The sequence below is a fragment of the Diaphorobacter oryzae DSM 22780 genome (assembly GCF_059568935.1).
The window spans coordinates 100,725-123,432 of record NZ_JCANUL010000003.1 but is presented as its reverse complement, the minus strand read 5'-3'; the positions used below and the strand labels follow the sequence as shown (position 1 = coordinate 123,432).

At 65.0% G+C, this 22,708-nt stretch carries 20 protein-coding genes and 1 other RNA gene; 13 read left to right on the top strand and 8 right to left on the bottom strand.

Translation table 11 applies throughout. The annotated features are described in order from the left end of the window. Positions 1 to 39: 39 nt before the first annotated feature. Positions 40 to 1,110 (bottom strand): tRNA epoxyqueuosine(34) reductase QueG, encoded by a 1,071-nt coding sequence (gene queG, locus BP68_RS06635; RefSeq protein WP_496369901.1) that lies wholly within the window; start codon positions 1,108 to 1,110, stop codon positions 40 to 42. On the opposite strand from queG, the gene tsaE reads away from it, so the two are divergent. The 4 genes from tsaE (at position 1,093) to BP68_RS06615 (ending at position 3,785) form a co-directional block, all read left to right on the top strand. Further along, entirely contained in the window at positions 1,093 to 1,620 is a 528-nt protein-coding gene (gene tsaE / locus BP68_RS06630) for a tRNA (adenosine(37)-N6)-threonylcarbamoyltransferase complex ATPase subunit type 1 TsaE (RefSeq protein WP_496369899.1), read from the top strand. The two genes, queG and tsaE, sit on opposite strands and share 18 nt — an antisense overlap. After that, positions 1,617 to 3,038, top strand: coding sequence for an N-acetylmuramoyl-L-alanine amidase (locus BP68_RS06625; RefSeq protein ID WP_496369897.1), 1,422 nt, complete (start codon positions 1,617 to 1,619; stop codon positions 3,036 to 3,038). Before tsaE ends, BP68_RS06625 begins: the two co-directional genes overlap by 4 nt. A 37-nt stretch (positions 3,039 to 3,075) precedes the next feature. Then, complete coding sequence (locus BP68_RS06620; RefSeq protein ID WP_496369895.1) at positions 3,076 to 3,408, top strand: cupin domain-containing protein; 333 nt, start codon at positions 3,076 to 3,078, stop codon at positions 3,406 to 3,408. A 143-nt stretch (positions 3,409 to 3,551) separates the two neighbouring features. After that, complete coding sequence (locus BP68_RS06615) at positions 3,552 to 3,785, top strand: YMGG-like glycine zipper-containing protein (RefSeq protein WP_496369893.1); 234 nt, start codon at positions 3,552 to 3,554, stop codon at positions 3,783 to 3,785. 47 nt (positions 3,786 to 3,832) lie between these two features. On the opposite strand, the gene rimO is transcribed toward BP68_RS06615, so the two are convergent. From rimO to ompA, 7 genes are all read right to left on the bottom strand, one after another. After that, positions 3,833 to 5,224 (bottom strand): 30S ribosomal protein S12 methylthiotransferase RimO, encoded by a 1,392-nt coding sequence (gene rimO, locus BP68_RS06610; RefSeq protein ID WP_496369891.1) that lies wholly within the window; start codon positions 5,222 to 5,224, stop codon positions 3,833 to 3,835. A 27-nt stretch (positions 5,225 to 5,251) separates the two neighbouring features. Continuing rightward, positions 5,252 to 5,821: a polyhydroxyalkanoate synthesis repressor PhaR gene (gene phaR / locus BP68_RS06605; RefSeq protein ID WP_496369889.1), complete on the bottom strand. Its 570-nt coding sequence runs from the start codon at positions 5,819 to 5,821 to the stop codon at positions 5,252 to 5,254. 734 nt (positions 5,822 to 6,555) lie between these two features. Continuing rightward, entirely contained in the window at positions 6,556 to 7,887 is a 1,332-nt protein-coding gene (locus BP68_RS06600; RefSeq protein WP_496369887.1) for a tyrosine-type recombinase/integrase, read from the bottom strand. A 218-nt stretch (positions 7,888 to 8,105) separates the two neighbouring features. Then, positions 8,106 to 8,484, bottom strand: a transfer-messenger RNA (tmRNA) gene (ssrA, locus tag BP68_RS06595). Positions 8,485 to 8,496: 12 nt separating this feature from the next. Continuing rightward, positions 8,497 to 9,162, bottom strand: coding sequence for an HAD family hydrolase (locus BP68_RS06590; RefSeq protein WP_496370385.1), 666 nt, complete (start codon positions 9,160 to 9,162; stop codon positions 8,497 to 8,499). An 8-nt stretch (positions 9,163 to 9,170) separates the two neighbouring features. Continuing rightward, positions 9,171 to 9,884, bottom strand: a complete 714-nt coding sequence (ubiG, locus tag BP68_RS06585) for a bifunctional 2-polyprenyl-6-hydroxyphenol methylase/3-demethylubiquinol 3-O-methyltransferase UbiG (RefSeq protein ID WP_496369885.1) — start codon at positions 9,882 to 9,884, stop codon at positions 9,171 to 9,173. A gap of 80 nt (positions 9,885 to 9,964) precedes the next feature. Then, on the bottom strand, positions 9,965 to 10,606 hold the full coding sequence (gene ompA, locus BP68_RS06580; protein ID WP_496369883.1) for an outer membrane protein OmpA: 642 nt from the start codon (positions 10,604 to 10,606) through the stop codon (positions 9,965 to 9,967). Positions 10,607 to 10,843: 237 nt separating this feature from the next. On the opposite strand from ompA, the gene gyrA reads away from it, so the two are divergent. The 9 genes from gyrA to lapB all read left to right on the top strand — a co-directional run bounded on the left by gyrA (position 10,844) and on the right by lapB (position 22,639). Continuing rightward, complete coding sequence (gene gyrA, locus BP68_RS06575; RefSeq protein WP_496369881.1) at positions 10,844 to 13,480, top strand: DNA gyrase subunit A; 2,637 nt, start codon at positions 10,844 to 10,846, stop codon at positions 13,478 to 13,480. Positions 13,481 to 13,552: 72 nt separating this feature from the next. Then, positions 13,553 to 14,662 carry a 3-phosphoserine/phosphohydroxythreonine transaminase gene (gene serC, locus BP68_RS06570; protein ID WP_496369879.1) on the top strand — a complete coding sequence of 370 codons (1,110 nt, stop codon included), beginning with the start codon at positions 13,553 to 13,555 and terminating at the stop codon, positions 14,660 to 14,662. A gap of 69 nt (positions 14,663 to 14,731) precedes the next feature. Beyond that, a complete protein-coding gene (pheA, locus tag BP68_RS06565) occupies positions 14,732 to 15,829 on the top strand; it encodes a prephenate dehydratase (protein ID WP_496369877.1) in 1,098 nt (365 codons plus the stop codon). A 9-nt stretch (positions 15,830 to 15,838) separates the two neighbouring features. Continuing rightward, positions 15,839 to 16,723: a prephenate dehydrogenase gene (locus tag BP68_RS06560; RefSeq protein WP_496369875.1), complete on the top strand. Its 885-nt coding sequence runs from the start codon at positions 15,839 to 15,841 to the stop codon at positions 16,721 to 16,723. Beyond that, a complete protein-coding gene (locus tag BP68_RS06555) occupies positions 16,723 to 18,756 on the top strand; it encodes a bifunctional 3-phosphoshikimate 1-carboxyvinyltransferase/cytidylate kinase (protein WP_496369873.1) in 2,034 nt (677 codons plus the stop codon). The genes BP68_RS06560 and BP68_RS06555 overlap by 1 nt, the downstream gene beginning before the upstream one ends. Positions 18,757 to 18,902: 146 nt before the next feature. Continuing rightward, positions 18,903 to 20,606, top strand: a complete 1,704-nt coding sequence (rpsA, locus tag BP68_RS06550; protein WP_496369871.1) for a 30S ribosomal protein S1 — start codon at positions 18,903 to 18,905, stop codon at positions 20,604 to 20,606. A 119-nt stretch (positions 20,607 to 20,725) separates the two neighbouring features. Further along, positions 20,726 to 21,019: an integration host factor subunit beta gene (locus tag BP68_RS06545; RefSeq protein WP_496369869.1), complete on the top strand. Its 294-nt coding sequence runs from the start codon at positions 20,726 to 20,728 to the stop codon at positions 21,017 to 21,019. A gap of 155 nt (positions 21,020 to 21,174) precedes the next feature. Continuing rightward, positions 21,175 to 21,492 carry a LapA family protein gene (locus BP68_RS06540; RefSeq protein ID WP_496369867.1) on the top strand — a complete coding sequence of 106 codons (318 nt, stop codon included), beginning with the start codon at positions 21,175 to 21,177 and terminating at the stop codon, positions 21,490 to 21,492. Next, positions 21,482 to 22,639 carry a lipopolysaccharide assembly protein LapB gene (lapB, locus tag BP68_RS06535; protein ID WP_496369865.1) on the top strand — a complete coding sequence of 386 codons (1,158 nt, stop codon included), beginning with the start codon at positions 21,482 to 21,484 and terminating at the stop codon, positions 22,637 to 22,639. Before BP68_RS06540 ends, lapB begins: the two co-directional genes overlap by 11 nt. Positions 22,640 to 22,708: the final 69 nt, after the last annotated feature.

Sequence of the window (22,708 nt, the reverse complement as noted above, 5' to 3'; positions counted from 1 at the left end):
TATAGCGCTTGATACACGGGCGCAAAAGCCCTTTTTTCTTCAATTTTCCTGCGCCAGAGCCCAGGCCACATGCTCGCGCACCAGGACGCTCGGGTCCTCGGCACGGGCGAGCAGCGCGGCGCGCACGCCGGCGTCCCCCGTGGCCCGCAGCGCGTTGCCCAGCGCCACCGCCAGGTTGCGCAGCCAGCGCTCGTGGCCGATGCGGCGTATCGGCCCGCCCTCGGTCACGCGCAGGAAGGTGGCCTCGTCCCAGGCGAACAGCTGCACCAGCTGCTGCCCCACCAGGCCGGCGCGTGCGTCGAAGTCGGGCAGGCTGCTGGTCTGGGCGAACTTGTTCCAGGGGCAGATGAGCTGGCAGTCGTCGCAGCCGTAGATGCGGTTGCCCAGGAGCGGGCGCAGCTCCAGCGGAATGGGGCCCGCGTGTTCGATGGTCAGGTAGGAGATACAGCGGCGCGCATCCACGCGGTGCGGCGCAATGATGGCGCGCGTGGGGCACACGTCGATGCAGGCCTGGCAGCTGCCGCAATGCGCGCTCACGGGCGCCGTGGGTTCGAGCGGCATGTCCACGTAGATCTCGCCGAGGAAGAACATGGACCCCGCCTCGCGGCTCAGCACCAGCGTATGCTTGCCGCGCCAGCCCTGGCCGCTGCGGCTGGCCAGTTCGGCCTCGAGCACGGGCGCCGAGTCGGTGAAGACGCGGTGGCCGAACGGGCCCACGGCCTCGGCAATGCGCTCGCTGAGCTTTTGCAGCCGCGCGCGCAGCACCTTGTGGTAGTCGCGGCCCCGCGCATAGACGGAGACAATGGCCTCCTGCGGGCGCTGCAGGCGATCGAATTCGATGGCCTGCCAGCCACCGGAGGTATCCCGCGGCAGGTAGTCCATGCGCGCGGTGATCACGCTCACCGTGCCGGGCACCAACTCCGCCGGGCGCGCGCGCCGCAGGCCGTGCGCGGCCATGTAATGCATCTCGCCATGGAACCCTTGGGCCAGCCATTGCATCAATCCAGGTTCGGCGGCGGACAAGTCCACGCCGGCCACGCCGATTTGGGAAAATCCCAACTCGCGGGCCCAGCCTTGTATCCGAGGAATCAGTTGACTGCTGCACACCATCAACCCCAAATTGTAGAAACCCCGCAAAGGCCCGCAGCCTTGCGGAGCCTGTCGCTGCACTGGCAAGGCGAGGACGACACCGCCCGCTTTGCCGCGCGCCTGGCCGCACAACCGGGCCTGCGCAACGCCTTCATCGCCCTGCATGGCGACCTGGGCGCGGGCAAGACCACGCTGGTGCGCCACCTGCTGCGCGCCCTGGGCGTGCAGGGGCGCATCAAGAGCCCGACCTATGCGGTGGTCGAGCCGCACCAGACCCCGGACCTGGCCATCTGGCATTTCGACTTCTACCGTTTCAATGACCCGCGCGAGTGGGAGGACGCGGGCTTTCGCGACATCTTCGCCGGCCCCGGCCTGAAGCTCGCGGAATGGCCTGACAAGGCGGGAGCCCTTATCCCTCCTGCGGATATTGCTATTTACATTGAAGCAGAGGATGATCAGGCCCGGCATGTGCGGCTGCAGGCCCACACGCCCCATGGCAGTGCCGTACTGCAAGGACTGGACACCCCATGAGCGCTGCTCTCCCCCGACACCACACCCGCCGATCGTTGCTGCAGGCAGGCAGTCTGGTGCTGCTGCTCGGCCGGCAGCAGATCGCACGCGGCGCCACCATCGTCGCCGTGCGCGTGTGGCCCGCGCCCGACTACTCGCGGGTGACCATCGAGTCCGACCGCCAGCTCGTCACCAAACAAACCTTCGTGGCCACGCCGCCGCGCCTGGCCGTGGACATCGAGGGCATTGACCTCCACCCCTCGCTGCGCGAGCTGGTGGCCAAGGTGCAGCCCGACGACCCCAACATCGCCGGCATCCGCGTGGGCCAGAACGCACCGGGCGTGGTGCGCCTGGTGGTAGACCTGAAGCAGGCCGCCCGGCCGCAGGTGTTCACGCTGCAGCCGGTCGCCGCCTACCAGCACCGACTGGTGTTCGACCTCTACCCTGCCGAGGCACCCGATCCCCTGGAGGCTCTGATCACCGAACGCCTGCGCGACACCGCAAAGCTCGCCGCACCGCCGCAGACCGCGCCCGCTGCCGATCCGCTGGGCGATCTGATCACGCAGCGCAGCCTCAAGCCAACCGCGCCCGCGGCACCCTCCCCTACCCCCACGCCGGACGCTGCCATCGCCGCCGCGCCGGCACCGGCAGCACCCGCCACACCCGCGCGCGTGCGCCCATCCGAGCGCACGGCGCCTGCCGTGGCACGCGCCACGGACCGTCTCATCATCGTCGCCCTGGACCCCGGCCACGGCGGCGAAGACCCCGGCGCCATCGGTCCGCGCGGCACGCGCGAGAAGGATGTGGTGCTCAAGGTCGCCCACCTGCTGCGCGACCGCATCAACGCCACCAACGTGAGCGGCAACCCCATGCGCGCCTTTCTCACGCGCGACGGCGACTACTTCGTGCCCCTGGCCACGCGCGTGGACAAGGCCCGGCGCGTGCAGGCGGACCTGTTCGTCTCCATCCATGCCGATGCCTTCACCACCCCTGCCGCGCGCGGCGCCAGCGTATTCGCGCTGAGCCAGAGCGGCGCCTCAAGCTCGGCCGCGCGCTGGCTGGCCAACAAGGAAAACGAGGCCGACCTGATCGGCGGCGTGAACGTCGGCACGCAGGACCGGCATGTGCAACGCGTGCTGCTGGACATGAGTACCACGGCGCAGATCAACGACAGCCTCAAGCTCGGCCACGTGCTGCTGGGCGAGATCGGAGGCATGGCGAAATTGCACAAGCCACGCGTGGAGCAGGCGGGCTTCGCCGTGCTCAAGGCGCCGGACATTCCCAGCGTACTGGTGGAAACAGCGTTCATCAGCAACCCAGAGGAAGAGGCCAAGCTGCGCTCGGCGGCCTATCAGGAACAGTTGGCCGACGCGCTGATGCGCGGCATCATTGGGTACTTCGCCAAGAATCCACCGCTGGCGCGCAGCCGGTCCGTGTAGCCGGTACGTTGCCCGCGGCAACCGCAAGGAGACCGCCATGGCACTGCCCCACGCCCAGTCCTCCGAAGTCGTCAGCGTCCGCCCCCTGGGCCCGCGCCTGCCCGAAACCACCACGGCCGCCATCATCAAGGCGCGGCAGCTGGAGGTGATCCGCGTGGTGCTGCCCGCGGGCAAGGACCTGCGCCAGCACGACACGCCCGGCGAGATCACCGTCCAATGCCTGGAGGGCGAGGTGGCCTTCCAGGTCGGCCCGGACTCGCACCTGCTGCGCGAGGGCGACTTCCTGCACCTGGCGCCGCGCGCGCCACATGCGCTGCGCGCCGTCAAGGATGCGTCGCTGCTGGTCACCATCTGCCTCGCCCCCGGCTGACAGCCCGCCCGCCAAGTCCTACAGCACGCGACAGGATGGACCTACACCGTCGCGCCGGGATTCACGCCATAGTAGAGGCACAGCCCTGTTGTCAAAGGGCGCAGCGGGTGCCTTGTGGCCCCTCACACGACAAGGAGTTCCTCATGACCTACCGCCACCTTCTCTCCGCCGCCGCCTGTGCTGCAGCACTGGGCATGGCCGGCTGCTCGACCAACCCCACGAATGCACAAATCGGCACGGGCGTAGGCGCCGTGGCGGGCGGCGCCATTGGTAGCGCCCTGGGCGGAACAGCCGCCACGATAGGCGGCGCCGCCGCGGGCGCCCTGATCGGCAATGAGCTGGGCAAGGACCGGGATCAACGCCAAGGCCGCCGCTGATCGGCCACGCCACGCCCGCCCCTATTGAAGATCAGACTTTTGGGTGATTACACCGGCACGCCGACGAGGTCGTGTCCTTGCGTGCCCACGATGCGCGCCTTCACGAAGTCACCCACCTTGTAGGTCTTGCTGAGCTTTTCCGGCGGCAGCAGATGCACCACGCCGTCAATCTCTGGTGCATCGGCATAGCTGCGGCCCACGCCGCCTTTCTTGCCCAGGTTCACCGCCTTGTCCACGAGTACCTGCAGGGTCTGGCCCACACGGCGCTGCAGCTTGGCCGTAGAAACCTCTTCGGCCACAGCCATGAAGCGCGCACGCCGCTCCTCGCGCACCTCCAGCGGCAGCATGCCGGGCAGTTCGTTGGCGACGGCGCCGTTCACATCGCTGTAGGCGAAGCAGCCCGCACGGTCAATCTGCGCCTCGCGCACGAAATCAAGCAGGTGCTGGAACTCGTCTTCCGTCTCACCCGGAAAACCGGCAATGAACGTGCTGCGGATCACCAGCTCCGGGCAGGCCTCACGCCAACGCAGGATGCGCTCCAGGTTCCTTTCACCGCTGGCCGGGCGCTTCATGCGCTTGAGCACATCGGGGTGGCTGTGCTGGAATGGCACATCCAGGTACGGCAAAACCCGCCCCTGTGCCATGAGAGGAATCACCTCGTCCACGCTCGGGTAGGGGTACACGTAGTGCAGGCGCACCCAGGCCCCATGGGCCTCGGCGATCTCACCCAGCGCCTGCACCAGTTCCAGCATGCGCGTCTTGACAGGCTTGCCTTCCCAGAAGCCCGTGCGGTACTTCACATCCACGCCGTAGGCCGAAGTGTCCTGGCTGATGACGAGCAGCTCCTTCACGCCACCCTCGAACAGCGCCTTGGCCTCCTTGAGCACGTCGCCCACGGGACGCGAAACAAGGTCGCCGCGCATCGAGGGGATGATGCAGAAGGTGCAGCGGTGGTTACAGCCCTCGCTGATCTTGAGATAAGCGTAGTGCCGCGGCGTGAGCTTGATACCCGCCTCGCCAAAGGCGCCCGGAACGAGGTCGAGGAACGGGTCATGCGGCTTGGGCAAGTGGGTGTGGACTGCCTCCATCACCTCCTGCGTGGCGTGCGGCCCCGTGACGGCCAGCACACTCGGATGCACATCCCTCACGAGGTTGCCGCCTCCTTCGCTTGCGCGCGCACCCAGGCAACCCGTGACGATGACCTTGCCGTTCTCGGCCAAGGCCTCGCCAATGGTGTCCAGGCTTTCCTTGACGGCATCGTCGATGAAGCCACAGGTGTTGACGATGACGAGGTCTGCGCCCTCGAAGGTCTTGGAGGTTTCGTAACCCTCGGCGCTCAGCTGCGTGAGGATCAATTCGGAGTCGGTCAGGGCCTTCGGGCAGCCGAGAGATACAAAACCGACCTTGGGTGTTTTCGTGGGGGAGAGTGCTTCGCTCATCCCCATATTGTCCCAGTTCCGCCGCTGTCAGCGCTTTTTGAGGCCAAACGCACCGAGCATTTGTTCGGTCTGCTTCTGCATCTGATCCTGCATCTGCAGGAACATACTCTGAGATTGCTCGACGTAATTACCCATCAGGCCCATCATCATCGGAGACTGCATGTTCATGAACTGAGACCACATCTCAGGTGTCAGCCCCTGGGATTGCTCGGCCAGCTTGGCCTGAATCTCGGTGAACATCTGCACATTCCGCTCAAGATACGCCCCCATGAACCCCTGCATGGCATGGCCGTAGAAGCGGATGATGTTGGCCAACGCCGCCTCGCTGAACATGGGCGCTCCGCCAGCCTCTTCCTCCAAGATGATCTGCAGCAGGATGCTACGCGTAAGGTCCTCACCGCTCTTGGCATCGCGCACCACAACTGCCTCACCCCCCATCACCAATTGCTTCACCTCGGCCAAAGTGACATAGGTGGAGGTCGATGTGTCGTACAGACGGCGATTGGGGTACTTCTTGATCACACGCTGTGCGGGCTTGTTCTCATGCGCTGGATTCTTGTCTGGCACAGGCGGCTCCTCGGGTACGTTGCCCGTCATGGTTGTATTGCAGTGCAGCACATTCTAGGCAGGCCGCGTCCTCGCCATGGGCAGGAATACCCTGAGAGATCACTCCACAAATCCAACCAGGCGAGAAAGCAGACGATTGGCACTCTATGGCCGCAAGTTCATCCGAAGATTGCCAACAGCCCCAACCCGAATCGCGCATTCCGGGAAACAAATGGCCCGTGCGAATTCGGTGCGAATTTCAGGACACCACAGCACCCTACGAGGCAAGGAAAAACCTCCAGATACAGACCCAGCGAGTCGGTGAAGCGCGCTCGCTTCTTGTCAGGAAGGCAGGTGGCGTTTTTGCATTGCTTGTCAGTCAACATGCCCAAAGGTCCGAACGGGGAACTGGCAAACCGGCCCCCCCCCGTTACGCACACTTTACAGGGCTTTGTTCCCCGATACGTTCCCCGGTCAGCGCTTGGCTGCCATGGGAAACCATTGGACCAGATAGGACTGTAAGTTATTGATTTAACAAAGAAAAAAGGCATTCACTGGATTTCAGTGAACGCCTTTGGACAGTGTAGTTGCTGGCGTCAATTGAATGAAAGCTGAAAACCCGCATAGAAGCTGGATTTCACTTTTTCATTTTTTGAATTGTTCCCCCGTTTGTTCCCCCAGCGGGTTCACCATAGGCTGCCGCGTGAAAAACTGTGGATGGAGACGGGCCCGTGACCGATCAATTTGGGCAACCCAAGATGCCATCACCACATCGTCAGCGAGCTCTACATTGCTCCATCGGCTACAGACCATCCACACGCCGCGCTATCCAGTTTCGTACTGCCTTGGCTGACCATGAGGTCGCACGCTCCCCGATCTTGATAGAACCCGGAAACTGCCCTCGCGCCATTTGGTCGTAAAGGGCCGAGCGACACATCCCCGTCAAGCGGAGCACCTCCGGCAACCGCAACAGGCGGTCTTCGTCGCGTCCATATTCCAAAGACATCCTTCGCGGCGTGAGCCAGTTGCGCTTCGATGACCAGCGGGTCAACATCCAATCGTTCCGCCAGCATTGTTCGCGCCGTGGCTCGAAAGCCATGCCACGTTTGGATCTCCGGCGTATAGCCCATGGTGATGAGCGCAGTGCGCACTGAGTTCTCTGAAATAGGCCGACTGTGGTTGCGCTCACCAGGAAACACCAAGGCGCTGTGGCCCGTTAATGGATAAAGCTCCCGCAACACTTTCACAGCCTGGGTTGAAAGAGGCACCAGATGTGGGTCCCCGTTTTCCTTCCCGTCCTTCCCCCGCTTCATCCGCGCAGCCGGAATCGTCCAGAGGGCGGCATCCAAGTCCACTTCAGCCCAAGCTGCACCACGCAATTCGCCAGGACGCTGAAACAACAAAGGCGCCAACTGTAGTGCCGCCCGCACGATAGGCCCGCCCTTGTATGCCTGGATAGCGCGCAGTAGCTCACTCAGCTTGGCCGGTTCGGTAATGGCAGCGAAGTGCTTGCCGCGGTACGGAGACAGCGCGCCTTTGAGATCTCCCGTGATGTCCCGTCCTACCCGGCCTGTCGCGACCCCGTAGCGCCAAACTTGGCGAGCCAACATCAATCCACGATCGGCCGTCTCTACAGCCCCGCGCTCTTCCACCTTGCGCAGAGTTGCCAGCAGTTCCACCGGCTCAATCTCAGCTAGGCGACGCCCCCCAAGCCACGGAAAGAGATCACGTTCGAACTGGCGCAGCGAGCGCTCGGCATGAGAATCACTCCATAGAGGCTTCTGTTTGTCGTACCACTCCAGAGCGACAGCTTTGAAGGTATCCCCGGCACTGGCAGAAGCCTTCAGCCTTTCCACCTTTCTGGCATGCACAGGATTTATTCCTGTCGATTTCTGCAGCCTGGCGGTATCACGAGCCTTGCGAGCTGCCGTCAGGCTGACCGAGGGATAGCTGCCCAGAGCCATACGCCCTTCCTTGCCCTCATGCCGATACTTCCAGAACCAGCGCCTCGATCCCCCGGGAGCAACCTCCAGATACAGGCCTCCCGAGTCCGACAAACGCTCCCGCTTCGATGTGGGGGAACAGACGGCGTTACGGCACTGTGCGTCGGTCAACATGGGGGAACACCTCAAGAGGTTTAGCTCGGATTTCCCCTCTGAAACGGGGGAACAAACGTCGCCAGTCTACCCTTTTCGGATTTTGTTCCCCCGTCTGTTCCCCCGCCTCAGCCTGGCTGCCAGGAGACCGCTCCGGACGTCTCCACACCGTAACCCATTGATTTACCAAAGAAAAAGGGCGTTCACCGGATGTTGGTGAACGCCCTTGGACGTCGTAATGGTGGAGCTGGCGGGAATTGAACCCGCGTCCGCAAGCCTTCTTCGAGCAGATCTACATGTTTAGCGTTCTGTTTTAGGTCTCACACTCTACATCGCGCAGACGCACGCTATGCGGAATGCCAGTGCCCTAAATTCTCGCATCGCGCCAAGGCACCCGGCACGACACCAGCTGATGTGAATTCCCTTGCAGCCTGGAGGCTTTGCAGCCCCCTTGCCCAGCCCACCAGCGTGCTGTTGCAAGGCTCACCGGTATTTAAGCGGCGAGTGCGAAACGTTCGTCGTTTGCAGTTAGTTTTGCGAATGGAGATTTACGAGCGTCACTCAAGCTCGACATGCACCACACCGATTCCGAACCCACGTCGAAACCAGGACAGCCCCTCAGTACGCATTTTAGTCCGAACCCATCAATTTCAAGAGTTCCAAAGGGGAATAAATCAACGCATCCGCCCCCCAGCCGGTTGGCGATGCGCCAGATCCCAGATAGCCATACATCGCTGCAACCGTACCCATACCCGCAACACGCCCGGCCTGGATATCTCGCTCATCATCGCCAACGTAGATGCACTCCTGGGGCGCCAAGCCCAGCCGCCGCGCAGCCTCCAACAATGGCCCGGGGTGAGGCTTCGAATGCGGGGTGGTGTCCCCGCTGATTATCGTTCCCGCACTATCAAATAACGCCATGCGCCGCGCGATGAGCGAGGTAAAGCGCGTCATTTTGTTGGTAACGACGCCCCATTTCAGCGAGCGTCTCTCCAAGGTTGCGATGAGATCGGGGACGCCATGGAACGTGCAGGTCTGATCGTGGATGCAGTTTTCGTAGTTGGCAAAGAACTCCTCCCGCAAGCCTGGGAAATCCGGATGGTCAGGAGTGATGCCAAAGGCCACCGACAGCATGCCTCTCGCACCTGCGCCTGCCATAGGACGATAAGCCTGCAGAGGCAACGACGGCAGGCCACGATCGACACGCAATCGATCCGCAGCCGCACCAAGATCTGGCGCGCTGTCTATCAGCGTTCCATCCAGGTCGAACAGAACCGCACGTGCTGCTGCAAGCATTGGCATGCTCATGCCTCGGAGCGCCGGGCGGCGAACAAGTAGTTCACACTAGTGTCGCCACTCAACCAGTAGCGCCCGGTCAGCGGGTTGTATTGCAAGCCACGAGTGTCCAGCACATCCAACTGCGCATTGCGGCATGCTGCGGCCAATTCACTCGGACGGATGAACTTCGCATACTCGTGCGTGCCACGTGGCAGCATCTTCAGCATGTACTCCGCCCCAACAATGGCCAATGCAAAGGCCTTGATGTTGCGGTTAATGGTCGAGAAGAAAACCCAGCCACCAGGCTTTACAAGACGGGCACAGGCCGTGACCACGGATTGCGGGTCCGGCACATGCTCCAGCATTTCCATGCAGGTCACCGCATCAAAGGACGCTGGCGATTCCTGCGCCAGCGCCTCCACGCTGACCTCCCGATACTGAATCCGCGGCGTGTGCGCCTCCAAGGCATGCAGGCGGGCGACCCTCAACGCTTTCGTGGCCAGATCGATACCTGTCACCTCAGCGCCCTTGCGAGCCATGGAATCCGACAGGATGCCCCCACCACACCCTACATCGAGAACTCTCTGCCCCTCAAGCGGCGACAGCCGGTTGATCCAGTCCAGTCGCAGAGGGTTGATTTGATGCAAGGGGCGGAATTCGCTGTCTGGATCCCACCAACGGTGTGCCAGTTCCGAAAACTTGGCCAACTCGGCCGGGTCGGCATTTACAGACTCAGTCATGCTTTCATTGTCCCACTGTGGAAATGCTCCAAGCATAAAAAAAGCCCCGTTGCCGGGGCTCTTTCGATCACGGGAAATGATCAGTTGGTGCGAGTGCCAACCACTTCAATTTCCACGCGACGGTTCTTGGCGCGACCTTCCTTGGTCTTGTTGTCAGCCACAGGCTGCTTTTCGCCCTTGCCTTCGGTGTACACGCGGTTCTTCTCGATGCCCTTGGACACCAGGTAGGCCTTCACGGCTTCGGCGCGACGCACCGACAGCTTCTGGTTGTATGCGTCAGCGCCAACGGAGTCGGTGTGACCCACGGCAATGATCACTTCCAGGTTGATGCCCTTGACCTTGGAAACCAGATCGTCCAGCTTGGCCTTGCCCTCGGGCTTCAGCACAGACTTGTCGAAGTCGAAGAAAGCGTCAGCGGCGTAGGTCACCTTGCTGGCCACTGCGGGAGCGGGCTTGGCGGCCGGAGCGGGAGCGGCAGCGGCGGGTGCTGCGGGGGCGGGTGCTGCTGCGGGAGCGGGAGCTTCCTTCTTCAGGGCGCCGTCGCAGCCTTCTGCTGCAGTTGCGGGCGTCCAGTTGGCATCGCGCCAGCACAGTTCGTTCGTGCCATTCTTCCAGACCAGCTCACCGGTACCGTTCTTCCAGTTGTCCACGGTTTGGGCGCCAGCGGCGGTTGCGAGCGCAGCGGAGGCAAACAACATCGCCACTTTGTTCAGTTTCTTCATGGTTCTCCTCTTGGGGAAAAAGCCGCAGCCGCGCTGCGAATCATGCACGTCGTCAGTGACCATCACCAAAAACGTTGAAATGATTGTGCCATACGTAACAAGCCAAAGGCGGCCTTGATTGAGCGCAGACCGTAGGACAAAAGCGCAATCCCGGGAATATGTTGCTCAGCCGCGACAGGATCTTGCACCTAAAATGATCGGTTCCTGCCGCTTCTTGCCGCTTCCAGCGCAGCCGTCATGACCCAGTTCGCCAAAGAAACTCTGCCCATCAGCCTCGAAGAGGAGATGCGACGCAGCTACCTGGATTACGCCATGAGCGTGATTGTGGGCCGGGCCCTGCCCGATGCCCGCGACGGTCTGAAACCGGTGCACAGGCGCGTGCTGTTCGCCATGCACGAACTCAACAACGACTGGAATCGGCCCTACAAGAAATCGGCTCGTATCGTTGGCGACGTGATCGGTAAGTACCACCCCCACGGCGACAGCGCGGTGTATGACACGATTGTGCGGATGGCGCAAGACTTTTCGCTGCGCCACATGCTGGTGGACGGCCAGGGCAACTTCGGCTCGGTGGACGGCGACAGCGCCGCTGCCATGCGGTACACCGAGATCCGCCTGGCCAAGATCGCGCACGAAATGCTGGCCGACATCGACAAGGAAACGGTCGATTTTGGCCCCAACTACGACGGCAGCGAGAAGGAGCCGCTGGTCCTGCCCAGCAAGCTGCCCAACCTGCTGGTCAACGGCTCTGCCGGCATTGCCGTGGGCATGGCGACCAATATCCCGCCGCACAACCTCAACGAGGTGGTGGATGCCTGCCTGCACATGCTGCGCAACCCGCAGGCGACGGTGGACGAACTCATGGAGATCATCCCCGCGCCTGACTTCCCCACCGCCGGCATCATCTACGGCATCAACGGCGTGAAGGAAGGCTATCGCACGGGCCGCGGCAAGGTGATCATGCGCGCCAAGTGCCACTTCGAGGACATCGACCGCGGCCAACGCCAGGCCATCATCGTCGACGAGCTGCCCTACCAGGTGAACAAGAAAACCCTGCAGGAGCGCATGGCCGAGCTGGTGCACGAGAAGAAGATCGAAGGCATCAGCCACATCCAGGACGAGTCGGACAAGTCCGGCATGCGCCTGGTGATCGAACTCAAGCGCGGCGAAGTGCCCGAGGTGGTGCTCAACAACCTGTACAAGCAGACCCAGCTGCAGGACACCTTCGGCGTCAACATGGTGGCGCTGGTGGACGGCCAGCCCAAGCTGTGCAATCTCAAGGACCTGATCGAAGTCTTCCTGCAGCACCGCCGCGAAGTGGTGACGCGCCGCACGGTGTTCGAGCTGCGCAAGGCGCGCGAGCGCGGCCACGTGCTGGAAGGCCTGGCCGTGGCGCTGGCCAACATTGACGAGTTCATCCGCATCATCCGCGAGTCCCCCACTCCGCCCGTGGCCAAGGCCGAGCTGATGGCGCGCTCGTGGGACAGCCAGCTGGTGCGCGAGATGCTCACGCGTACGCGCGCCGACGGCGGCGTGGTCAGCGCCGACGACTACCGCCCCGAGGGCCTGGAGCGCGAGTTCGGCATGCAGGGCGACGGCCTCTACCGCCTGTCGGAAACCCAGGCCCAGGAAATCCTGCAGATGCGCCTGCAGCGCCTCACTGGCCTGGAGCAGGACAAGATCGTGGCCGAGTACAAGGATGTCATGGCGGTCATCGAAGACCTGCTGGACATCCTGGCCAAGCCCGAGCGCGTGTCCACCATCATTGGCGAGGAACTCTCCACGCTGCGCCAGGAATTCGGCCAATCCAAGGCCGGAGCCCGCCGCAGCACCATCGAGTACAGCGCGCAGGACCTGTCCACCGAGGACCTGATCACGCCCACCGACATGGTGGTGACGCTCTCGCACACCGGCTACATCAAGAGCCAGCCCCTGTCCGAATACCGCGCCCAAAAGCGCGGCGGGCGCGGCAAACAGGCGGCGGCGACCAAGGAAGACGACTGGATCGACCAGCTCTTCATCGCCAATACGCACGACTACATCCTGTGCTTCTCTAACCGGGGCCGCCTGTACTGGCTCAAGGTCTGGGAAGTACCCGCGGGCTCGCGCGGCTCGCGCGGACGCCCCATCGTCAACATGTTCCCGCTGCAGGACGGCGAGAAGATCAACGTGGTGCTGCCGCTCACGGGCGAGATGCGCACCTTCCCGGCCGACCGCTTCGTGTTCATGGCGACCAGCATGGGCACGGTGAAGAAGACGGCGCTGGACGAGTTCAGCAACCCGCGCAAGGGCGGCATCATCGCCGTGAACCTGGACGACGGCGACTACCTCATCGGCGCGGCGCTCACCGACGGCCAGCACGACGTGATGCTGTTCTCCGACGGCGGCAAGGCCGTGCGCTTTGACGAGAACGACGTGCGCCCTCTGGGCCGCCAGGCGCGCGGCGTACGCGGCATGATGCTGGAAGACGGCCAGAGCGTGATTGCCATGCTGGTGGCCGAGGACGAAACGCAAAGCGTGCTCACCGCCACCGAAAACGGCTACGGCAAGCGCACCAGCATCGTCGAGTACACGCGCCACGGCCGCGGCACCAAGGGCATGATCGCCATCCAGCAGAGCGAGCGCAACGGCAAGGTCGTGGCCGCCACCCTGGTGCACGCCGATGACGAGATCATGCTGATCACCGACACCGGCGTGCTCGTGCGCACCCGCGTGTCCGAGATCCGCGAGCTGGGCCGCGCCACGCAGGGTGTGACGCTGATCGCGCTCGACGAAGGCGCCAAGCTCAGTGGCCTGCAGCGCATCGTGGAAAACGACGCCAATCCTGCGGAAGCGGACGCCCCCGAGGACACTCCGCCCCCGGCAGACGCCTGAGATCATCACATCAAAAACCATAGCTGCCAGCGCTTACCCCATAAGCGCTGGAGGCACTTTTGAATCTTGACCATGAAACGCCCTTACAACTTCTCGGCCGGACCGGCCGCCATCCCCGAAGAAGTGCTGCAGCAGGCTGCCGCCGAGATGCTCGACTGGCACGGCTGCGGCATGGGCGTGATGGAGATGAGCCACCGCGGCAAGGAGTTCATCGCCATCTACGAACAGGCCGAGGCCGACCTGCGCGAGCTGCTGGCCGTGCCGCCCGCGTTCAAGATCCTGTTCATGCAGGGCGGCGGCCTGGCCGAGAACGCCATCGTGCCGCTGAACCTCTCGCGCGCCGCAACGGTGGACTTCGTGGTCACGGGCTCCTGGAGCCAGAAGTCGCGCAAGGAGGCCGCCAAGTACGCCGCCGAGGTGCGCACCGCCGCATCGGGCGAGGACAGCCAGTTCACCGCCCTGCCCGCCCCGGCCAGCTGGGAGCTGAGCCGCGGCGCGAGCTATGTGCACGTCTGCAGCAATGAGACCATCCACGGCGTCGAGTTCCAGGAGCTGCCGGACCTGAAGGCCCTGGGCAGCGATGCGCCGCTGGTGATCGACTTTTCCTCGCATGTGGCGTCGCGCCCCGTCGACTGGAGCCGCGTGGGCCTGGCCTTTGGCGGCGCCCAGAAGAACCTGGGCCCGGCCGGGCTCACGCTCGTCGTGGTGCGCGAAGACCTGCTGGGCCACGCTCTGCCCGCCTGCCCCAGCGCCTTCGACTACCGCGTCGTGGCCGAGAACCAGTCGATGTTCAACACGCCGCCCACCTGGGGCATCTACATGGCAGGACTCACCTTCCAGTGGCTCAAGCGCCAGCGCGAGGGCGACGCCACGGGCGTGGCGGCCATGGAGCAGCGCAACATCGCCAAGGCCCGCGCGCTCTACGACGCCATCGACCGTTCGCAGTTCTATGTGAACAAGGTGGCCGCCAACTGCCGCTCGCGCATGAACATTCCGTTCTTCCTGCGCGACGAATCGCGCAACGACGCCTTCCTGGCCGGCGCCAAGGAACGCGGCCTGCTGCAGCTCAAGGGCCACAAGTCCGTGGGTGGCATGCGCGCCAGCCTCTACAACGCCATGCCCATGGCCGGCGTGGAGGCCCTCATCGCCTACATGCGAGAATTTGAGCAGCGCCACGCCTAACGTGCGCCAGCGCCAGCACGCGACAGCGCACCAGAACACACCGACAGACAGCCCCCGCACTCCCCTCTGATGTCCACTCCGCAAGCCTCCCCCGACCTCGCCAGCCTGCGCGTGCAGATCGACAGCATCGATCAGCAGTTGCTCACCCTGTTGAACCAGCGTGCCCACGTGGCCGAACAGGTCGGCGAAGTCAAGAAGCGGGAGGGCACGCCCTACTTCCGGCCCGACCGCGTGGCCCAGGTCATCGACAAGATCCAGACCGCCAACCCCGGCCCGCTCAAGGGCGCCCATGTCGCCGCCATCTGGCGCGAGATCATGTCGGCCTGCCTGGCGCTGGAGTCGCCCCAGCGCGTGGCCGTGCTCGGCCCCGAGGGCACGTTCTGCGAGCAGGCGGCCATCGAATATTTCGGCGGCGCCGCCGACCTGATGTACTGCAACAGCTTCGACGAGGTGTTCCACGCCACGGCCGCCGGCAGCGCGCAGTACGGCGTGGTGGGCGTCGAGAACTCGAACGAGGGCGTGGTCACGCGCTCGCTCGACATGTTCCTGCACACTCCCTGCCATGTGGTGGGCGAGGTGAGCCTGTTGGTGCGCCACAACCTGCTGCGCAGCAGCAACTCGGCCGAGGGCATCGAGGCCGTGCTGGCCCACCCGCAGGCGCTGGCGCAATGCCAGGGCTGGCTGTCCAAGCATCTGCCGCACGCCGAGCGCCGCCCGGTGTCCAGCAACGCCGAGGGCGCGCGCCTGGCCGCCACCAACCCGGCCTGGGCCGGCATCTCCAGCGAGCGTGCCGCGCAGCAGTACGGCCTGCACGTGGTGGCCCACGCCATCCAGGATGACGCCTACAACCGCACGCGCTTCGCCGTCATCTGCCTGCCGCACACACTGGCCACGGCCGCGCCTTCGGGCAAGGATTGCACCAGCCTCATCATCTCGGTGCCCAACCGCCCCGGCGCCGTGCACGACCTGCTGGTGCCGCTGAAGAGGCATGGCGTGTCCATGACGCGCTTCGAATCCCGCCCCGCGCGCACCGGTCAGTGGGAGTACTACTTCTACATCGACATCGAAGGCCATCCGGCCCAGCCCCACGTAAGTGCCGCCCTGGCAGAACTGCAGCAGCTGTGCGCGTTCTACAAGGTGCTGGGCACCTACCCGGTCTCGGCCTGAGGAACGGCCATGTTTGAACAACTCGGACTGATAGGCTGCGGCCTCATGGGCGGCTCGTTCGCCCTGGCCCTGAAGAAGGCCGGCCTCGTCAAGCGCGTGGTGGGCTACAGCAAGTCACCCTCCACCACCGACCGCGCGCGCCAGCTCGGCGTGATCGACGTGGAGGCCCCGTCGGCCCTGCTGGCAGCGGCCGGTGCCGACATCGTGCTGCTGGCGGTCCCCGTGGCCGCCACCGAATCCACGCTCAAGGCCATCAAGCACCTGGTCACGCCGCAGATGCTGATCATGGACGTGGGCTCCACCAAGGCCGACGTGGTGCAGGCCGCACGGCGTGCGCTGCGCGATCAGATCGGCTCCTTCGTGCCCACCCACCCGATCACCGGTCGCGAGGTCTCCGGCGTGGAACATGCCGATGCCGACCTCTACAGCGGCCGCCAGCTCATCCTGACGCCCACGGAGCGCACGCTCACCGCCCACCTGCACCGCGCCGAAGAGCTGTGGCGTGCGCTGGGCTGCCGCGTGAGCAGCATGTCCCCCGAGGCCCATGACGCCGCCTTCGCCGCCGTGAGCCACCTGCCCCACATGCTGGCGTTTGCCATGATCACCAGCATCACCTCGCAGCCGCAGGCCGACGATCTGCTGTCGCTGGCCGGCCCCGGCTTCCGCGACTTCACGCGCATCGCCGCCAGCGACCCGAAGATGTGGCGCGACATCCTGCGCGCCAACCGCGATGAGGTGCTGGCCCAGTCGCGCCTGTTCAAGCAGGCGCTGCAAGGGCTGGAGGACGCCATGCAGGCCGAAAGCGATCAGCCCCTGGAAGACCTGATCACCCTGGCCAGCCACACCCGCGCCCACTGGCGCATGGGCGCACAGCGCACGAACAGGGACACCTGATGTTCTCCACCGCGTTCCTCGATCTGCCGCCCCTGGCCAGCGCCGGCGGCACGGTCCGGCTGCCGGGCTCCAAGAGCATTTCCAACCGCGTGCTGCTGCTCGCCGCACTGAGCGAAGGCACGACCGAGGTGCACGACCTGCTCGCCTCGGACGACACGCGCGTCATGCTGGATGCGCTGCACCAGCTGGGCTGCACCGTCCAGGAAACCGGCGACGGCACGGCGCGCATCACCGGCCTGGGCGGCGCCACGCCGCGCACGCCGACGCGGCTGTTCATGGGCAACGCGGGCACGGCCATGCGCCCGCTCACCGCGGCGCTGGCGCTGCTGGGCGGCGAATACGAGCTGTCGGGCGTGCCGCGCATGCACGAACGCCCCATCGGCGATCTGGTCGACGCCTTGCGCCAGCTCGGCTGCCGCATCGACTACCTGGGCAACGAGGGCTACCCGCCGCTGCGCATCGCCCAGGGCGACGGCCTTCCCCCGCTGCAGCTGCAGGCGCCCATCCGCGTGCGTGGCGACGTGTCCAGCCAGTTTCTGACCGCGCTGCTGATGGCACTGCCACTGGCCGCGCGCGCGCAGGACATCACGATCGAGGTGGTGGGCGAGCTGATTTCCAAGCCCTACATCCACATCACGCTGGAGCTGCTGGCGCGCTTCGGCATTGCGGTGCGGCACGAGCAATGGCAGCGTTTCACCATTCCGGCCGGCAGCCGCTACCAGTCCCCCGGACGGATCCATGTGGAGGCAGACGCCTCTTCCGCTAGCTATTTCATAGCACTTGGCGCTCTCGCACAGGGTCTTGAAGGCCAAAATGGCATCAAGATCCTGGGTGTGGGGCAGGACTCCATCCAGGGCGACATCCGCTTCGTGGAGGCCGCCCGGGCCATGGGCGCCCAGATCGACAGCGGCCCCAACTGGCTGGCCGTGCGCCGCGGTGCCTGGCCGCTGCAAGCCATCGACCTGGACTGCAACCACATCCCCGACGCCGCCATGACCCTGGCCGTGATGGCGCTCTATGCGAACGGCACCACCACGCTGCGCAACATCGCCAGCTGGCGCGTCAAGGAAACCGACCGCATCGCCGCCATGGCGACGGAGCTGCGCAAGCTCGGCGCCCAGGTGGAGGAAGGCGCGGACTACCTCCGCGTCACCCCGCCCGCCCAAGCCAGCGACTGGCGGACGGCCAGCATCCACACCTACGACGACCACCGCGTGGCCATGTGCTTCTCGCTGGCCGCCTTCAACCCGGCGGCCCTGCCCGTGCGCATCGAAGACCCCAAATGCGTGGCCAAGACCTTCCCGGATTACTTTGAAGCACTGTTCCATGTCGCCCAGGCCGACACCGCCCGCATCCCGGTGATCTGCATCGACGGCCCCACCGCCTCGGGCAAGGGCACGGTGGCCGCTGCCGTGGCGCAACGCCTGGGCTACCAGTTTCTGGATTCGGGCGCGATGTACCGCATCACGGCACTGGCCGCGGCGCGCGCCGGCCTGGCCATCGAGGCGTCTGAAGAGCAGCGCATCGCCGACATGGCGCTCCGCCTGCCCGTGCGTTTCGACAGCGGCCGCATCTGGCTGGGCGACGACGATGTCACCGACGCCATCCGCACGGAAGAAGCCGGCATGAGCGCGTCGCGCGTATCCGCCCTACCCGCCGTGCGCCAGGCCCTGGTGGCGCTGCAGCACGGCTTTCGCCGCCTGCCGGGCCTGGTGGCCGACGGGCGCGACATGGGCACGGTGATTTTCCCCGACGCCCCGCTCAAGGTGTTCCTGACGGCCAGCGCCGCATGCCGGGCCGAACGGCGCCATAAGCAGTTGATTTCCAAGGGAATTTCCGCTAGTATTTCCGACCTTCGCGCGGATCTTGAGGCGCGCGACGCGCGCGACAGCAGTCGCAGCGTCGCACCCATGAAGCCCGCGCAGGATGCCCTGGTGCTGGACAATTCCGCGCTCACGATCGACGAGGCCGTGGCGCAGGTGGTTGCCTGGTGGCAGGCACGCCAGCCTTTCGGCGCATCAGCAACGCCTTGAGGCCGGCACATGGCTCACACGGTCCCCTTCCGCGCCCTTGCAGCGCACCGGCCGTGTGGTTCGTTCAACTCTAACCGCGGCGCAATGCCGCACAACCTCCGCACGCAGTCATAGAAACGAAGGCAATAGTGCCGCCGGAAACCTGCATGCGGGCAAGGAAACACATGTCTGAATCTTTTGCCGCCCTGTTTGAAGAATCGCTGCAACGCACCGAAATGCGTCCTGGCGAGGTCATCACCGCTGAAGTCGTGCGCGTGGAGCACAACTTCGTCGTGGTGAATGCTGGCCTGAAGTCGGAGGCCTATGTGTCGATCGACGAATTCAAGAACGACCAGGGCGAGATCGAAGTCCAAGTGGGTGACTTCGTGTCCGTGGCCATCGGCTCGATCGAGAACGGCTACGGCGACACCATCCTGTCGCGCGACACCGCCAAGCGCCTGGCCTCCTGGCTGGCCCTGGAAAAGGCCCTGGAATCCGGCGACTTCGTCACCGGCACGACCAGCGGCAAGGTCAAGGGCGGCCTCACGGTGCTGGTCAACGGCATCCGCGCCTTCCTGCCCGGCTCGCTGATCGACACCCGTCCCGTGAAGGACCTGACTCCGTACGAAAACAAGACGATGGAGTTCAAGGTCATCAAGCTGGACCGCAAGCGCAACAACGTGGTGCTGAGCCGCCGCGCCGTGGTGGAAGCCTCCATGGGCGAAGAGCGCGCCAAGCTGATGGAAACGCTGAAGGAAGGCGCCATCGTCAACGGCGTGGTCAAGAACATCACCGAATACGGTGCGTTCGTGGACCTGGGCGGCATCGACGGCCTGCTGCACATCACCGACATGGCATGGCGCCGCGTGCGTCACCCGTCGGAAGTGGTCACGGCCGGTCAGGAAATCACCGCCAAGATCCTCAAGTTCGACACCGAGAAGAACCGCGTGTCGCTGGGCCTCAAGCAGATGGGCGACGACCCCTGGCTGGGCGTGTCGCGCCGCTACCCCTCAGGTACGCGCCTGTTCGGCAAGGTCACGAACATCGCCGACTACGGTGCGTTCGTGGAACTCGAGCCCGGCATCGAAGGCCTGGTGCACGTCTCCGAAATGGACTGGACCAACAAGAACGTGGCCCCGTCCAAGCTCGTGTCGCTGGGTGACGAAGTCGAAGTCATGGTCCTCGAGATCGACGAAGACAAGCGCCGCATCAGCCTGGGCATGAAGCAGTGCAAGGCCAACCCCTGGCAAGAGTTCGCGCAGAACACCAAGCGCGGCGACCGCGTCAAGGGCCCGATCAAGTCCATCACCGACTTCGGCGTGTTCGTGGGCCTGGCTGCCGGCATCGACGGCCTGGTGCACCTGTCCGACCTGTCCTGGAACGAGCCCGGCGAAGCCGCCGTGCGCAACTACAAGAAGGGCCAGGAAGTCGAGGCCATCGTGCTGGCCGTGGACGTGGACCGCGAGCGCATCTCCCTGGGCATCAAGCAGCTCGACGGCGACCCGTTCACGACCTTCGTGACGGTGAACGACAAGGGCCAGATCGTGTCCGGCAAGGTCAAGACCGTGGACGCCCGTGGCGCCGAGATCGACCTGGGCGAAGACATCGTCGGCTACCTGCGTGCTTCGGAAATCTCCCGCGACCGCGTGGAAGATGCCCGCAACGTGCTGAAGGAAGGCGACGAAGTGACGGCCGTGGTGGTGAACGTGGATCGCAAGACCCGCAACATCCAGCTGTCGATCAAGCAAAAGGACATGGCCGACGAGCAAGGCGCCATGGCCCACCTGTCGGCCCAGTCCGCCAAGGAAAATGCCGGTACCACCAGCCTGGGCGCACTGCTGCGCGCCAAGCTGGACAACTCCGACAAGTAATCCGTCGGAGCCTGGAAAGGCATTGACCTCAGCACCGCTGCCATCTGGCGGCGGACTGACAACAGCGGGCGCCCTGGTAGCGCCCGCTGTCTTATGACCCACCGCATATTTGCTGACCCATGACCCGATCTGACCTCGTCGAAGAACTCGCCGCACGCTTTGGCCAGCTCACCCAGCGCGATGCCGAATATGCCGTCAAGACCATCCTGGACGCCGTGAGCGATGCGCTGGTGCGCGGACACCGCATCGAGATCCGAGGCTTCGGCAGCTTCTCGGTCAACCACCGCCCGCCCCGCATGGGCCGCAACCCGCGCAGCGGCGAGGCCGTTCACATCCCCGAAAAGCGCGTGCCGCACTTCAAGCCCGGCAAGGCCCTGCGCGAGGCCGTGGACCAGCGCACACCGGCGCCATGAGCCTGGCAATCACACAAAAACCATAGCATTCCGCGCTTGATACACGGGCGTTAGTGCCATTTTTTACATCCAAAGCAGCCTGACCCCACAGGCCATGCGCCAGCGCCGACGTTGCGACGCTGCCCGTAGAATCTCGCGCACCACTGGGGAGACGCATGAAATACTTCCTGTGGCTGCTCAAGGCAGCCATTTTTTTCACCCTTTTTGCCTTCGCGCTGAACAACCAGCAAGACGCCACGGTGCACTTCTTCTTCGGCACCCAGTGGACCGCGCCTGCCGTGCTGGTGGTGCTCATCGCCTTCACCCTGGGCGTCGTCGTTGGCGCGCTGGGCATGGTGCCGCGCTGGTGGCACCACCGCAGCGCCGCGCGCCGCGCGCAGGCCGCCACCGCGCAGCCTGCGGCCACCGCCACCGCGGCACCACCTGCCGCCGCGGAGCCTGCCCTGCCTCAGCCCCCCATCCATGGAATTTGACCTCAGCTGGATTCTTCTCGGCCTGCCGCTGGCCTTCGTGCTGGGCTGGCTGGCCTCGCGCTTTGACCTGCGCCAGATGCGCGAGGAAAACCGCCGCGCACCCAAGGCCTACTTCAAGGGGTTGAACTACCTGCTCAACGAACAGCAGGACCAAGCCATCGACGCCTTCATCGAGGCCGTGCAGAACGACCCCGACACCACCGAGCTGCACTTTGCCCTGGGCAACCTGTTTCGCCGCCGGGGGGAATACAACCGCGCCGTGCGCGTGCACGAGCACCTGCTCTCGCGCGGCGACCTGAGCCGCGCCGACCGCGAACGTGCCCAGCATGCACTGGCCCTGGACTTCCTGAAGGCCGGCCTGCTCGACCGCGCCGAGGACGCACTGCGCCGCCTGGAAGGCAGCCCCTTCGAGGCCCAGGCGCGCATGGCCCTGCTGGCCATCTACGAGCGCTCGCGCGACTGGCCCCAGGCCACCGAGATCGCGCTGCGCATGCAGGACGCGCAGCAGGGGGACTTCAGCACCCGCCAGGCCCACTACCTGTGCGAACAGGCGCTGGCCCAGGCCGCCCACGGCGAACTGCCCGCGGCCCAGGCGCTGCTGGAGCGGGCCATCGCCACCGCGCCCCAGGCGCCGCGCGCGCGCATCGAGCTGGCCCGCCTGCAGCAGCGCATGGGCCAGGCCGATGCGGCCCTGGCCACGCTGCGGGCCCTGGCCGAGACCGCGCCCGCGGCCCTGCCCCTGGCGGCACCGCTGCTTGTGGAGACCGCCGTCGCCACCGGACACGAGGAGCAGGCCCAGGCACTGCTGCAACGGCACTACCAGGACATGCCCTCGCTCGACCTGCTCGAAGCGGTCGTGGCGCTGGATGCTGCGTCGGGCCGGCCCGACGCCCCCGGGCACGCCTGGTACGTGCGCCACCTGGAAAAGGAGCCCTCGCTCGTGGCGGCCACCAAATGGCTGTCCGGCGAGCGGCTGGCCCATGAGCAGTTCCACCCCCAGATACAGCGCGCCCTCGAACACGCCGCCAAACCGCTCACGCGCTACCGCTGCGCGGCCTGCGGCTTCGAGGCGCGCCAGCATTTCTGGCAATGCCCCGGCTGCCAGACCTGGGACAGCTACCCCGCACGGCGCGTCGAGGAGCTGTAACCGGCGCGGGCCGCGCCCTGCGCAGCGCCCGGCGGTACACAATGGCCCACCGCACACAGGACAAGGAGG

Excerpts from the sequence above, each read along its gene's own strand:
- queG (WP_496369901.1), bottom strand. The coding sequence starts at position 1,110 with ATGGTGTGCAGCAGTCAACTGATTCCTCGGATACAAGGCTGGGCCCGC.
- BP68_RS06625 (WP_496369897.1), top strand. The coding sequence starts at position 1,617 with ATGAGCGCTGCTCTCCCCCGACACCACACCCGCCGATCGTTGCTGCAG.
- BP68_RS06620 (WP_496369895.1), top strand. The coding sequence starts at position 3,076 with ATGGCACTGCCCCACGCCCAGTCCTCCGAAGTCGTCAGCGTCCGCCCC.
- BP68_RS06615 (WP_496369893.1), top strand. The coding sequence starts at position 3,552 with ATGACCTACCGCCACCTTCTCTCCGCCGCCGCCTGTGCTGCAGCACTG.
- rimO (WP_496369891.1), bottom strand. The coding sequence starts at position 5,224 with ATGAGCGAAGCACTCTCCCCCACGAAAACACCCAAGGTCGGTTTTGTA.
- phaR (WP_496369889.1), bottom strand. The coding sequence starts at position 5,821 with ATGACGGGCAACGTACCCGAGGAGCCGCCTGTGCCAGACAAGAATCCA.
- BP68_RS06600 (WP_496369887.1), bottom strand. The coding sequence starts at position 7,887 with ATGTTGACCGACGCACAGTGCCGTAACGCCGTCTGTTCCCCCACATCG.
- BP68_RS06590 (WP_496370385.1), bottom strand. The coding sequence starts at position 9,162 with ATGCTTGCAGCAGCACGTGCGGTTCTGTTCGACCTGGATGGAACGCTG.
- ubiG (WP_496369885.1), bottom strand. The coding sequence starts at position 9,884 with ATGACTGAGTCTGTAAATGCCGACCCGGCCGAGTTGGCCAAGTTTTCG.
- ompA (WP_496369883.1), bottom strand. The coding sequence starts at position 10,606 with ATGAAGAAACTGAACAAAGTGGCGATGTTGTTTGCCTCCGCTGCGCTC.
- gyrA (WP_496369881.1), top strand. The coding sequence starts at position 10,844 with ATGACCCAGTTCGCCAAAGAAACTCTGCCCATCAGCCTCGAAGAGGAG.
- serC (WP_496369879.1), top strand. The coding sequence starts at position 13,553 with ATGAAACGCCCTTACAACTTCTCGGCCGGACCGGCCGCCATCCCCGAA.
- pheA (WP_496369877.1), top strand. The coding sequence starts at position 14,732 with ATGTCCACTCCGCAAGCCTCCCCCGACCTCGCCAGCCTGCGCGTGCAG.
- BP68_RS06560 (WP_496369875.1), top strand. The coding sequence starts at position 15,839 with ATGTTTGAACAACTCGGACTGATAGGCTGCGGCCTCATGGGCGGCTCG.
- BP68_RS06555 (WP_496369873.1), top strand. The coding sequence starts at position 16,723 with ATGTTCTCCACCGCGTTCCTCGATCTGCCGCCCCTGGCCAGCGCCGGC.
- rpsA (WP_496369871.1), top strand. The coding sequence starts at position 18,903 with ATGCGGGCAAGGAAACACATGTCTGAATCTTTTGCCGCCCTGTTTGAA.
- BP68_RS06545 (WP_496369869.1), top strand. The coding sequence starts at position 20,726 with ATGACCCGATCTGACCTCGTCGAAGAACTCGCCGCACGCTTTGGCCAG.
- BP68_RS06540 (WP_496369867.1), top strand. The coding sequence starts at position 21,175 with ATGAAATACTTCCTGTGGCTGCTCAAGGCAGCCATTTTTTTCACCCTT.
- lapB (WP_496369865.1), top strand. The coding sequence starts at position 21,482 with ATGGAATTTGACCTCAGCTGGATTCTTCTCGGCCTGCCGCTGGCCTTC.